Source organism: Mycobacterium sp., from assembly GCF_039583805.1.
Taxonomy (GTDB): domain Bacteria; phylum Actinomycetota; class Actinomycetes; order Mycobacteriales; family Mycobacteriaceae; genus Mycobacterium.
In genome coordinates this window covers 1-12,891 of the sequence record NZ_JAVKSH010000096.1, presented here as the reverse complement: position 1 = coordinate 12,891, position 12,891 = coordinate 1, and the positions used below count along the sequence as shown (strand labels likewise).

At 69.3% G+C, this 12,891-nt stretch carries 9 protein-coding genes; 6 read left to right on the top strand and 3 right to left on the bottom strand.

Features of this window, described 5'->3' with window-relative positions:
- Positions 1-653: ERCC4 domain-containing protein (locus ABDW21_RS13230; RefSeq protein WP_343710545.1), on the bottom strand; the 653-nt coding region annotated here is incomplete at its 3' end.
- Between the two features lie 169 nt (positions 654-822).
- Here ABDW21_RS13230 and mutA point away from each other — a divergent pair.
- The 6 genes from mutA (at position 823) to ABDW21_RS13200 (ending at position 10,293) form a co-directional block, all read left to right on the top strand.
- A complete protein-coding gene (gene mutA, locus ABDW21_RS13225) occupies positions 823-2,634 on the top strand; it encodes a methylmalonyl-CoA mutase small subunit (RefSeq protein ID WP_343710544.1) in 1,812 nt (603 codons plus the stop codon).
- Between the two features lie 4 nt (positions 2,635-2,638).
- Positions 2,639-4,912 (top strand): methylmalonyl-CoA mutase, encoded by a 2,274-nt coding sequence (gene scpA / locus ABDW21_RS13220; RefSeq protein WP_343602050.1) that lies wholly within the window; start codon positions 2,639-2,641, stop codon positions 4,910-4,912.
- Between the two features lie 15 nt (positions 4,913-4,927).
- Complete coding sequence (gene meaB, locus ABDW21_RS13215) at positions 4,928-5,902, top strand: methylmalonyl Co-A mutase-associated GTPase MeaB (protein ID WP_343602058.1); 975 nt, start codon at positions 4,928-4,930, stop codon at positions 5,900-5,902.
- A 52-nt stretch (positions 5,903-5,954) separates the two neighbouring features.
- Positions 5,955-7,220, top strand: a complete 1,266-nt coding sequence (locus ABDW21_RS13210) for a serine hydrolase domain-containing protein (protein WP_343602049.1) — start codon at positions 5,955-5,957, stop codon at positions 7,218-7,220.
- A gap of 69 nt (positions 7,221-7,289) precedes the next feature.
- Positions 7,290-9,011, top strand: a complete 1,722-nt coding sequence (locus ABDW21_RS13205) for an AMP-binding protein (protein WP_343602047.1) — start codon at positions 7,290-7,292, stop codon at positions 9,009-9,011.
- Between the two features lie 19 nt (positions 9,012-9,030).
- On the top strand, positions 9,031-10,293 hold the full coding sequence (locus ABDW21_RS13200) for a glycosyltransferase (RefSeq protein ID WP_343710543.1): 1,263 nt from the start codon (positions 9,031-9,033) through the stop codon (positions 10,291-10,293).
- Positions 10,294-10,327: 34 nt separating this feature from the next.
- On the opposite strand, the gene ABDW21_RS13195 is transcribed toward ABDW21_RS13200, so the two are convergent.
- Together ABDW21_RS13195 and ABDW21_RS13190 are read right to left on the bottom strand one after the other, a co-directional pair.
- Positions 10,328-12,562 (bottom strand): acyltransferase family protein, encoded by a 2,235-nt coding sequence (locus ABDW21_RS13195; protein WP_343602056.1) that lies wholly within the window; start codon positions 12,560-12,562, stop codon positions 10,328-10,330.
- A gap of 26 nt (positions 12,563-12,588) precedes the next feature.
- Positions 12,589-12,891 (bottom strand): acyl carrier protein (locus ABDW21_RS13190; RefSeq protein WP_343710542.1); only part of this gene is annotated, 303 nt, incomplete at its 5' end.

Sequence of the window (12,891 nt, the reverse complement as noted above, 5' to 3'; positions counted from 1 at the left end):
ACGCGGTCGAGTTTGAACAGCTGCGAGTAGCGGTCCTCCACGACGACCGCCGCGCGCGGCAGCGCGGCCAGATCGGCGACCTGGTATCGGAGCTTGCCGCCGGTCAGGCTGGCGACCAAGTCAACCAGGGACTTGCGTTCCACGCTGGCGACCAGCAGCCCGTCGACGACGATCCCGTAGTCGCCGCACGGCAGCGCCCGCCGAAGCGTGCCGGCCTGCTGGGTGCTGAACCGATAGGGGTATTGCTCGTGCGCGTCGACCAGGATCTGCAGCTCCTCGATACCCTGGGCGCGGGCGGTCGGGGTCCGCACATTCGGGCGCGCCTGTTTGCGGGTGCGCGGCGACTGCCAAAACACCGCGTCGCGGCCGCGTGCGGTGGTGAACACCAGCTGGGAGCGGTTCTCCCGGGACCGCTGCACGATCAGATCGATCGCCGCGCCCCGGCGCTGAGCCGACCGCAGCGGCAGGCGTTCGACGATCACCGGGTCGGTCGGCCACTCGTGCAGGCCCACCGGGTAGCAGTACAGAGCCTTGACCCGAGGCCACGTCCCCGAGGTCCGGAACAGCAGATCACCACCGGGTTGAGGAATCCGCAACAGGTAGGGCAGCCGGGAATCCTCGTCGGGGTTGACCGCGATCAACAACTCCACCACGTACCCGAGTGTGCCGACTCCGCCCGAGACCCCGGCGGGTAGGTCCCACAGCGCGCCAGGCCGACCGGTGGCCGGTCTGCTCCCGCGCGCCGGCGGGCATCAATTAGCCTGGTGACAAGTGGCGGGGCCCGACGACGGGTGCCACATGCTGCGACAACAGGAGGCGCCGGTGTCCGTCGATGTGTCCGCCGAGCTGGCAGCGGGCCACGCACGCTGGCGCACCGCGGTGGCCGGGGTGCTGGCGCGGAACACCCGCCACGACGCCGCCGAGCTCGGGCCGCAGCCCGAACGCCTGCTCGACACCCCGACCTACGACGGTTTTGCCATCCAGGCGCTGTACACCGCGCTCGACGCGCTCCCCGAGCGGGGGCTGCCCGGCGACTGGCCGTATGTCCGCGGCGGCGACGCCCTGCGCGACGTGAACTCCGGCTGGAAGGTTGCCGAGGTGTTCCCCGCTGCCGGCGCGGACGGCAACGAGGCGGTGCTGGCCGCACTCGCCGACGGGGTCAGCGCGCTGGTGTTGCGGGTCGGCCCGGCTGGAGTGGCGCCGGCGCAGCTGGAGCCGCTGCTCGCCGGGGTGTATCTGGACCTGCTGCCGGTGGTTCTCGACGCCGGCGCGGACTACACCGCCGCCGCCGAGGTGCTGCTCGGGTTGGTCGACGGGCTGGACACCCGGGCCGTCGACCTGGGCGCCGACCCGCTGACCGCTGGGCTCTGCGACCGCGCCGCACCGAAGCTGGACGAGGTGATCGCACTCGCCGCCGCGGCGGCGGACATGCCGGGCGTGCGGGCCATCACCGTCGACGGCCCGGCGCTGCACAACCTGGGCGCCACCGCGTCCTGGGAGCTGGCGGGCAGCGTCGCCGCCGCGGTGTGCTACCTGCGAGTGCTTGTCGACTCGGGGCTACCGATCGGAAAAGCATTGCGACAGATCAGTTTCCGATACGCTGCCGACGACGACCAGTTCATGACGATCGCGAAGATGCGCGCCGCACGTCAGGTGTGGGCCCGAGTCGCCGACGTGGTGGGCGAGCCGCACGGCGGCGCGGTCACGGTGCACGCGCAGACGTCATGGCCGATGATGACCCAGCGCGACCCGTGGGTGAACATGCTGCGCACCACGCTGGCCGCGTTCGGCGCGGCGGTTGGCGGCGCCGACACGGTCCTGGTGCTGCCGTTCGACGTGGCGATCCCGGGCGGACTACCGGGGACGGCGGCCGGGTTCTCGCGCCGCATCGCCCGCAACACCCAGCTGTTGCTGTTGGAGGAGTCGCACATCGGCCGGGTGCTGGATCCGGCGGGCGGGTCGTGGTACGTCGAGGCTCTCACCGACCAGCTGGCCCGGCAGGCTTGGAAGAATTTCCAGGACATCGAGGCCCGCGGCGGGTTCGTCGACGCGTGTGGCTACCTGCGCGAGCAGATCGCCGCGGTCGCCGCGCGCCGCGCCGACGACATCGCGCACCGGCGCATCGCGATCACCGGAGTCAGCGAATACCCGAACTTGTCCGAGCCTGCACTGCCGCAAGATCATTCGATGGGCATGCGATACTCGGCCGGGTTCGAGGCGCTACGGGACCGCTCGGACGCCTTCCTGGAGCGCACCGGCTCGCGCCCTCAGGTGGTGCTGTTGCCGTTGGGGCCGTTGGCCGAGCACAACATCCGGGTGACGTTCGCGACGAACCTGCTGGCGTCCGGCGGCATCGACGCCGTCAACCCCGGGCCGGTCGACGCCGACAGCGTTGCCCGGGCGGTGTCGGCGGCCGCAACCGCCGTCGCGGTCGTCTGCGGCACCGACAGCCGCTACGCCGCCGAGGCCGACGCCGTCGTCGGGGCCGCCCGCGACGCCGGGGCAGCGCACGTCTGCCTGGCCGGGCCCGAGACGGCCCTGGCGGGTGCGCCGAACCGCCCCGACGAGTATCTGACCGCGAAAATCGATGCGGTGCAGACGCTCTCGAAACTGTTGACCCGATTGGGGGCCTGACGCGATGACCGTCCACGAGCTCGCCGGTCGGTTCGCCCCGCACGCCGGGTCGGCTGTCGGCAGCTTCGCCGGCGTCCCACTGGACGGCGAGCGCACCGGCGACGCGGCCACCGAAGCAGGCGTCGGCGCACACGTCGCCGCCGCCGCCGCCGCGCACGGCTACACCCCCGAGCAGCTGGACTGGCACACACCCGAAGGCATCGTGGTCAAGCCGCTCTACATCGGCGCCGACCGAGACGCCGCGGCACAGCAGGGTTATCCGCTGCACAGCTTTCCGGGTGAGCCGCCCTATATCCGGGGCCCGTATCCGACGATGTACGTCAACCAGCCGTGGACCATCCGCCAGTACGCCGGGTTCTCCACCGCCGAGGACTCCAACGCGTTCTATCGCCGCAACCTCGCGGCGGGCCAGAAGGGGCTGTCGGTGGCGTTCGACCTGGCCACCCACCGCGGCTACGACTCCGACCACCCCCGCGTCCAGGGGGATGTCGGAATGGCCGGTGTGGCAATCGATTCCATCCTCGACATGCGGCAGCTGTTCGACGGCATCGACCTGTCGGCGGTGAGCGTGTCGATGACGATGAACGGCGCGGTGTTGCCGATCCTGGCGCTGTACGTGGTGGCCGCCGAGGAGCAGGGGGTGCCGCCGGAGAAGCTGGCCGGCACCATCCAGAACGACATCCTCAAAGAGTTCATGGTGCGCAACACCTACATCTATCCGCCCCAGCCGTCGATGCGGATCATCTCCGACATCTTCGCCTACACCAGCGCGAAGATGCCGAAGTTCAACTCGATCTCGATCTCCGGCTACCACATCCAAGAAGCCGGTGCCACAGCCGATCTGGAGCTGGCCTACACGCTGGCCGACGGGGTGGAGTACATCCGGGCCGGCCTGGACGCCGGGCTGGATATCGACGACTTCGCGCCGCGGCTGTCGTTCTTCTGGGGCATTGGGATGAACTTCTTCATGGAAGTCGCCAAGCTGCGCGCCGGCCGGCTGCTGTGGAGCGAACTGGTCGGCGAGTTCGGGCCCCGAAGCCCGAAATCCACGTCATTGCGCACCCATTCGCAGACGTCGGGCTGGTCGCTGACCGCCCAGGACGCGTTCAACAACGTCGCCCGCACCTGCATCGAGGCGATGGCCGCCACCCAGGGGCACACCCAGTCGCTGCACACCAACGCCCTCGACGAGGCGCTGGCCCTGCCCACCGACTTCGCGGCGCGCATCGCGCGCAACACCCAACTGCTGCTGCAGCAGGAATCCGGCACCACCCGGCCGATCGACCCGTGGGCCGGCTCGTACTACGTCGAGTGGCTGACCCATCAGCTGGCGCAGCGCGCCCGGCAGCACATCGCCGAGGTGCGCGAGCACGGCGGCATGGCGCAGGCCATCAGCGACGGCATCCCCAAGCTGCGCATCGAGGAGGCCGCCGCGCGCACCCAGGCCCGCATCGACTCCGGCCGCCAGCCGGTGATCGGGGTCAACAAGTACCGCGTCGACGACGACCACGAGATCGAGGTGCTCAAGGTCGACAACACCCGGGTGCGCGCCGAGCAGCTGGCCAAACTTCGACAGCTGCGGGCCGAACGGGACCACGCGGCTGTCGAGCATGCGCTGGCCGAGTTGACCCGCGCGGCCCACGGCCGGGCGGGTGACGGCGGATTGGGCGACAACCTGCTGGCGTTGGCCATCGACGCGGCCCGCGCGCACGCCACCGTCGGTGAGATCTCCGACGCGCTGGAGAAGGTGTACGGGCGCCATCAAGCCGAAATCCGCACTATCGCAGGGGTTTACCGTGATGAAGCCGGAAAGGTGACCAGCATCGCCAAAGCCGCCGGGCTGGTGGAGCGCTTCGCCGAGGCCGACGGCCGGCGGCCCCGGATCCTGGTGGCCAAGATGGGCCAGGACGGCCACGACCGCGGCCAGAAGGTGATCGCGACGGCGTTCGCCGACATCGGTTTCGACGTCGACGTCGGGTCGCTGTTCGCCACGCCCGACGAGGTGGCGCGGCAGGCGGCCGACAACGACGTGCACGTGGTCGGGGTGTCCTCGCTGGCCGCCGGGCATCTGACGCTGGTGCCGGCGCTGCGCGACGCGCTGGCCGCCGTGGGCCGTCCCGACATCATGATCGTGGTGGGCGGTGTCATCCCGCCCGGTGACTTCGACGAGCTGTACGCGGCGGGGGCCGCGGCCATCTTCCCGCCGGGAACGGTGATCGCCGACGCCGCAGTCGACTTGCTGCACAAGCTCGCCGGCCGGCTGGGCTACACCCTCTAGCCGGTGGTTGCGCAGATGTCGTCCGTCGACGAACTGGCGGCCGCGGTTCGCGGCGGTGACCGCGCGGCGCTGCCGCGGGCCATCACGCTGGTGGAGTCCACCCGCGCCGACCACCGCGAGCAGGCCCAGCAGCTGCTGCTGGAGTTGACCCCGCACGCCGGCAAAGCCCACCACGTCGGGATGACCGGGGTACCCGGGGTGGGCAAGTCGACCCTGATCGAGGCGCTCGGCATGCAGCTGATCGCAGGCGGCCACCGGGTGGCGGTGCTGGCGGTGGACCCGTCGTCGACGCGCACCGGCGGGTCGATCCTGGGCGACAAGACCCGGATGCCGACGCTGGCGGTGCACCCGGATGCCTACATTCGGCCGTCGCCGACGTCGGGAACGTTGGGCGGGGTGGCCAAGACCACCCGGGAGACGATCGTGCTGCTGGAGGCCGCCGGGTTCGACGTGATCCTGGTCGAGACGGTCGGCGTCGGCCAGTCCGAGGTGGCGGTGGCCGACATGGTCGACACCTTCGTCTTCCTGACGCTGGCGCGCACCGGGGACCAGTTGCAGGGCATCAAGAAAGGCGTGCTGGAGCTGGCCGACATCGTCGTGGTGAACAAGGCCGACGGTGATCACCTCACCGAGGCACGGTCGGCGGCCCGCGAGCTGTCCGGTGTGATCCGGTTGCTGTATCCTCGCGAAACGCTCTGGCGTCCACCGGTTCTCACCATGAGCGCGCTGAACGGCACCGGCGTGGACCAGCTGTGGGAAACCGTCGAGCGACATCGTCAGGTGTTGACCGATGCGGGGGAGTTCGACGCACGCCGCCGCGCCCAGCAGGTGGACTGGACCTGGCAGCTCGTCCGCGACACCGTGCTGGAGCGGGTGTTGTCCAACCCCGCGGTCCGCGCGATCCGCGCCGAGGTGGAGCGCGGGGTCCTGGCCGGAGAGCTGACCCCGGCCATGGCCGCACAGCAAATCCTCAACGTTGCATCCGGCTAACGGAAAGATAAACTCCGTCCTGTTTGCCGACGAGATGGGTAAATTCGAAGGTATGAGGCTGGAAGTCGTCGGCAACCGCCGGTCGGTGCTTCCCCGGGGAGTGCGCGGTGCGGCGGACCCGAACTTTGCCTGCGCTGTGCGCAGCTTTGCCGGCATGTTCCCCGGCCGGCGCTTCGGCGGCGGGGCGCTGGCCATCTACCTCGCCGGCGAGCCAGTGGTCGACGTCTGGACCGGCTGGTCGGACCGGGCCGGGCGGGTGCCGTGGTCTGCGGACACCGCCGCGATGGTGTTCTCCGCGACCAAGGGCATGACCTCCACCGTCATCCACCGACTGGTCGACCGCGGGCTCATCGACTATGACGCCCCGGTTGCCGAGTACTGGCCGGAGTTCGGTCAGAACGGCAAATCGGCCATCACCGTCCGCCAGGTGATGGGGCACCGAGCTGGGCTGTCCCGGCTGCGCGGCGCCACCACAGCAGACTTGCTGGACCACGCGCTGATGGAGGATCGGCTAGCGGCGGCACCACCAGGACGGTTGCTGGGCAAACCCGCCTACCATGCCCTGACCTACGGCTGGCTGATGTCCGGGCTGGCCCGCGCGGTCACCGGCACGGGGATGCGCCAGTTGTTCCGCAACGAGCTGGCCGAGCCGCTGAACACCGACGGCCTGCACCTGGGCCGGCCGCCGGCCGACGCGTCGACGCGGGTCGCGCAGATCGTCACACCGCAGACCCGCCTGCAAAATCCCGTCTTCAACTACGCGGCGCCCAAATTTGCTGCGCTGCCGATGTCCGCGGGATTCGGCGCCCTGTATTTCCCGGGCATGCGAGCTGCCGTGCAGGGCGACATCCCGCTGCTCGACGGTGAGCTCCCGGCAGCCAACGGGGTGGTGACGGCGCGCGCGCTGGCCCGGATGTACGGGGCGATCGCCAACGGCGGCGACATCGACGGCACCCGCTTGCTGTCCGGTGCGCTGGTCGCCGGTCTCGCCGGACGGCACAGCCTTCGTGCGGACCGTAACCTGCTGGTGCCAATGGGATTTCACCTGGGCTACCACAATGTTCCGTTCAACGTGGTGCCGGGCTTCGGCCACGCCGGGATGGGCGGGTCGATAGGCTGGGCCGACCCGGTGAGCGGATTGGCGTTCGCGTTCGTGCACAACCGGCTGCTCTCGCCGTTCGTGGTGCTGGACCACGCCGGGTTCATCGGACTGCACGCGCTGATCCGGCAGGGCGTCGAGCAGGCCCGCAGGCGGGGTTTCGAACGGGTGGACGACTTCGGGTCGCCGTCCCCCGAGTCGGGTGAGGTCGCCGGGTAGCGGCGTCCCCGTGCTGGCCTGGCATAACGGAATTTCGCAGGTCGGGGGGGCGACGGTAGCATCGTGCGGATGATCGAGTCTTCCATCCCGGCGGTGCTGCGTGAGCGGGCGAGCCTGCAGCCCAACGACACGGCGTTCACGTTCATCGAGTACGAGCACGACTGGGACGGGGTCACCGAAAGCCTGACATGGTCGCAGCTGTACCGGCGAACGCTCAACCTCGCCCACCAGCTCCGGCTGTCCGCCGCGGCCGGCGACCGGGCGGTGATCTCAGCCCCACAGGGGCTGGACTACATCGTCGGGTTTCTGGGGGCCATGCAGGCCGGCCTCATCGCGGTTCCGCTCTCGGTCCCGATGGGCGGGGTCAGCGACGAGCGCGTCAGCTCGGTGCTGCGCGACACCACGCCGACCGTCATGCTCACCACGTCCGCCGTCGTGGACACGGTCGCCGACTACGTCAAGGCGCAGTCCGGTGAATCGGCTCCGTCGATCGTCGAAGTCGATTTGCTGGATCTGGAGTCCCGGAGCGGTTCCAGCCTCGCCAACGTGAGCCACGAGAGCATCGCGTACCTGCAGTACACGTCGGGGTCGACACGCCAGCCGGCCGGGGTCGCGGTGTCGCACCGCAACGTCATGGCCAACTTCAAGCAGATCATGTCCGACTACTTCGCCGAGTACCGCAGCGTCGCCCCGCCGAACACCACGTTCGTGTCGTGGCTGCCCTTCTACCACGACATGGGTCTGTTCATGGGGATCATGGTGCCGGTGGCAGGCGGGTTCGGCACCGTGGTCACCAGCCCGGTGTCGTTCCTGCAGCGGCCGGCCCGGTGGATACACATGCTGGCCGACAGCAGCCATGCTTTCTCGGCTGCCCCGAACTTCGCCTTCGACTTGGCGTCCCGCAAAACCTCCGACGAGGATATGGCCGGCTACGACCTGGGTGATGTGCTCATCATCCTCAACGGCAGCGAACGGGTCCAGCCGGCCACTGTGCGGCGTTTCGCCGACCGCTTCGCCCGGTTCAACCTGCCGGAGCAGGCGATGCGGCCGTCCTATGGCATGGCCGAAGCGACGGTGTACCTGCTGGCCCGCACGCCGGCCCAACCCCCGCGGATCGTGGAGTTCGAACCCGAGAAGCTGGCCGACGGCCACGCCGAGCAGTGCCCCGGCGGCACACCGCTGGTCAGCTACGGGGTGCCGCGGTCGCCGTTGATCCGCGTCGTGGATCCCGACACCTGCATCGAATGCCCGGCGGGAACCGTCGGCGAGATCTGGGCCCACGGCGACAACGTGGCGATGGCGTACTGGGGCAGGCAACAGGAGACCGAGCACACGTTCGGCGGCACGATCGTCGGTCCGTCCGCCGGCACACCGGAAGGCCCGTGGCTGCGAACCGGCGACTTGGGGTTCTTCTCCGACGACGAGCTGTTCATCATGGGCCGCATCAAGGACCTGCTGATCGTGTACGGGCGCAACCACTCTCCCGACGACATCGAGGCGACGATCCAGGAGATCACCCGCAGCCGGTGCGCGGCGATCGCGGTTCCCGACCACGACACCGAGAAGCTGGTCGCCGTCATCGAGCTCAAGAGCCACGGCAGCGGCGCCGACGACCTGGCCAGAATCAAGCGTGAAGTCACCTCGGCGATCTCCAACGCGCACGGCCTGAGCATCGCGGATCTTGTTCTGGTGCCTGCAGGTTCGATCCCGATCACCACCAGCGGCAAGGTCCGCCGGGCGGCGTGCGTCGAGCAGTACCGGCAGGCTCAGTTCGCGCGCCTGGACGCGTGAGCTCCCCGGGGTTTCGCCGATGAAGTTCGCCCTGGCGATGCACGGCAGCCGCGGCGATGTCGAGCCGTGTGCCGCGGTCGGCGCGGAGCTGCAGCGGCGCGGCCACGACGTGCGCATCGCGGTGCCGCCCAACTTCGTCGGCCTGGCCGAGTCGGCGGGGCTGACGGCGTCGGCGTACGGGCCGGACTCGCGGGAGTTGCTCGACGACGACTTCAGGCGCACCTACCGCACGATGTCACCGCTGGGCTTCGTGCGGGGATTCAAGGAGTACGTGTCCCGCGGCTGGGCGGACATGAGCGCGACGCTGGCGTCGCTGGCCGACGGCGCCGACGCGGTGCTGACGGGCACCATCTACCTGGGCGTCGCCGCCAACGTCGCGGAGCACCACGACATTCCGTTGGCGGCGTTGCACTACTTCCCGTCGCGCCCCAACAGCCACCTGGTTCCGATGCTGCCGGCGCCGCTGATCCGCGCCGGGACTTCCGCGGTCTGGTGGCTGTATTGGCGCATGACGAAGGAGGCCGACGACACCCAGCGCCGGGTCCTGGGCCTGCCGAAGGCCACCGGCTCCTTGTCGCGACGGATCCTGCAGTGCGGAGCGCTGGAGATCCAGGCGTACGACGAGCTGTGCTTTCCCGGGCTGGCCGACGAATGGGCCGGGCGGTGGCCGTTCGTGGGCGCGCTGACGCTGCAGTTGCCGACCGACGACGACGACGAGGTCGGGTCGTGGATCGCCGCCGGGACCCCGCCGGTCTACTTCGGCTTCGGCAGCATGCCCGTCCGGTCGGCGGCAGAGACCGTCGCGATGATCAGCGCGGCCTGCGCGCAGCTGGGTGAACGCGCGCTGGTTTGCTGCGGGGCAACCGAATTCGCCGGTATCCCGGATGTCGACCACGTCAAGGTGGTGGGTGCGGTCAACCACGCGGCCGTCTTCCCCGCCTGCCGGGCGGTGGTGCACCACGGCGGAGCGGGCACCACGGCAGCCGGCCTGCGGGCCGGAATCCCGGCGTTGATTCTGCACGTCACGTCCGATCAGCCGCTCTGGGCGAACGTCGTCAAACGACTGAAAGTCGGCTCTGGACAGCGCTTTTCGCGCACCACGGAAAAATCACTGGTCGCCGGACTGCGCACGATCCTCGCCCCGCACTACGCCGAGCGGGCCCGCGAGGTCGCGACCCGGATGACCGAGCCCGGCGTCAGCGCCGCCACCGCCGCCGACCTCCTGGAAGAGCATGCCCGACTGCGGCGTTTTGGCTGCTCGGCCGCGGGAACGACGGGATGACACCGCCTGCGGCAGGGCAACGATCCGCAGGACGTCAACTGTGCGCGAGCGCGCGGTCGGCCAGCGCCATGATGGCCGGTGCCAGCAGCCGGGAGTACTCCAGCGTCAGGTGACCCGCGTCGACGTACACCAGGGTGTTGCCGACGATCACCGGGCAGCGGTTCGTGGTGCAGAACAGTTCGGTGAGGTCGGCGTATTGTCCGCCGCCGGCGCTGACGGCGGCGGCCTCGGCTGCGATACCGGGTCGGTTGAACGCGGTCGCCATGGGCGGCGAGCACGCCATCGCGTCGTCGAGGTGCGCAGACAGGCACTCCGGCACCGATCCGTCCAGATGCGGGACCGGCCCGAGCACCAGCACCTCGGCGCCAGTGTCGCGCAGTTGACGCACAAGGCGGGTCAGGCTGTCGATCCACGCCGGGTCGTATGACGTGAAACCTGACAGGAATCCGTTGCTGTGGCTGGCAACGTACCCCCGGAACATGCTCACCACGATCAACCGCGGGTGCTCGGCGCGTAACCGGGTGATGATCTGACCGCGCCATTGCTCGCAGCGTTGAACGTACTCAACCAGTCGACTGACGAGGCGGTTGGCGATGGGCAAGTCCATCATCGGGCAGGCCGCCTTGGCCAGGGTTTCGAGCCGCCAGGGCCGCAGCGCGCCGATCTGCTGGAACGCCGGAATCCACATCGAGGCATGCGAGTCTCCGACCAGGGCCACAGTCGTCGCCGACGCGGTATCGCCCAGCGCGCACTCGGGTTGTCCACCTTGGAAAGGCGCGCGCAGGCAGCCGTTGAACAACATGGCCTTGAGTTCGGCTGCCGCATCGGCAAGCGGCGGGTTCAGGTTCGACGGTACGGCTTTCAGCTCGGCAGATGACGCGACCGCGGCTTGCACCTGCGAGAACACGTTCTGCACTTCCGCGTCGTAGGCCTCAACGCCGTCTCCCGTCGGGGCAGGTGGGGGAGTGATCGTCAGCGCCTCAGCCTGCGCGCCGCGCCCCACCGGGATAGGCAGCGGTATCGACGACACCCACAGCAGCAACACCACACCCACACACGCCGCCACCAACGAGGCGCCACCGCCGACCGCCAGGCTGGCCCGAGCAGACCGGCGCAGGGGAGCGGCGTATCGCAACGGGTTCTCGATGAAACGCAGTGTGAGCACCGCCAGCCCGCCGGAGACCAGGACCGCCACCAACTTGCCGGCCAGCCCGAGCGGGTGCCCCAGCACTACCGGTGCGAACACCAGCACCGGCCAGTGCCACAGATACCACGAGTACGACACCCGTCCCATCGCCCGCATCGGCGCCCATGCCAGGACGCGCCCGCCGCCCTGCGTCGGTGTCGCGCAGCCGGCGCCGATCACCAGCACAGTGCCCAGCGCGGGCAACAGCGCCGGGGTGCCCGGATAGGGTTCACCCGGGTTCAAATAGGCGCAGGCCAGCAGAATCAGGGCCAGCCCGCCCGATCCCATGATCACCGCAGCTCGCTGCGGGAGTCGGCGCCAGTGGCCGGCCGTGAGGGCCACCAGGGCGCCTAAAGCCAACTGCCAGGCCCTCGTGGGCAGCGAAAAGTACGCCACCAGAGGCATCACGTAGGTGATCAGCAGCGACAGCGCGAGCGACACGACCGCGATCAACGTAATGAGCACCAGATACGGGCTTTTCGACAGGGGCGCATCGGTCTTGGCGCGCCGACGCGTCCGCCGGATGAGCCACGCCGTACCGATGATCATCGGCGGCCACACCAGATAGAACTGTTCCTCCACGCCCAAAGTCCAGTAGTGCTGGAACGGCGAGGGCGACGCGTTGCCGGCGAAATAGTCAACCTGTTTGACGATGAACCAGTAGTTGGGGACGTACAACGCGCTGGCGATGCCGTCCATAATCGCGTTTTTGGCCTGCAGCGGGGCTAACAGGACAGCCGAGGCGATCGCGGTGACGACGCCTACCGTGGCCGATACCGGCAGCAGCCGGCGGGCCCGCTTCCCGAAGAAGCGGCGCAGCCCGACGGAACCGGTGGTGCTCACCTCGCGCCAGAGCTGCCCGGTGATGACGAAGCCCGAGATGATGAAGAAGATGTCCGGGCCGCAGAACCCACCACCGACACCGGGCATGTCAACGTGAAAGCCGAAAATGGCCAACAGCGTGAGGCCGCGCAAGCCCTCGATATCCGGACGAAATCCGGTCTCCGCCGGGCTCTTACTCGGCGCCCCTTTGACAGGGGTGATGGTGTCGGACTGGCGCATGATCACCCCCGTATGTCGCATGGCCATGAGGCACCGTCGAGCGGCATTTACTCAGAGGCTTTCTCTGGCGAGGAAGGCGTGGTCGCATCGTCTTCGGCCACCAGCTTGTCGCAGAGCAGGTCGGCCAGTTCCCGCACGGTGCTGTTGATGTCGGTGGCGGTGACGCGGATGCCGGTTTCAGCCTCGATGCGGGTCCGCAGTTCCTGGCTGCTCAGCGAGTCCAGCCCGTATTCGGTCAGCAGGCGGTCGACGTCGATGGTGCGGCGCAGGATGAGGCCGACTTGCTCGGAGATCAGGCGGCGCAGCCGGGTGGGCCATTCGTCGAGCGGCAGCTCGTCGAGTTCGTCACG

Bases quoted from the DNA above. Each gene is read 5' to 3' on its own strand.
- meaB (WP_343602058.1), top strand. From the start codon at position 4,928: ATGTCGTCCGTCGACGAACTGGCGGCCGCGGTTCGCGGCGGTGACCGC.
- ABDW21_RS13200 (WP_343710543.1), top strand. From the start codon at position 9,031: ATGAAGTTCGCCCTGGCGATGCACGGCAGCCGCGGCGATGTCGAGCCG.
- ABDW21_RS13195 (WP_343602056.1), bottom strand. From the start codon at position 12,562: ATGCGACATACGGGGGTGATCATGCGCCAGTCCGACACCATCACCCCT.
- scpA (WP_343602050.1), top strand. From the start codon at position 2,639: ATGACCGTCCACGAGCTCGCCGGTCGGTTCGCCCCGCACGCCGGGTCG.
- ABDW21_RS13205 (WP_343602047.1), top strand. From the start codon at position 7,290: ATGATCGAGTCTTCCATCCCGGCGGTGCTGCGTGAGCGGGCGAGCCTG.
- ABDW21_RS13210 (WP_343602049.1), top strand. From the start codon at position 5,955: ATGAGGCTGGAAGTCGTCGGCAACCGCCGGTCGGTGCTTCCCCGGGGA.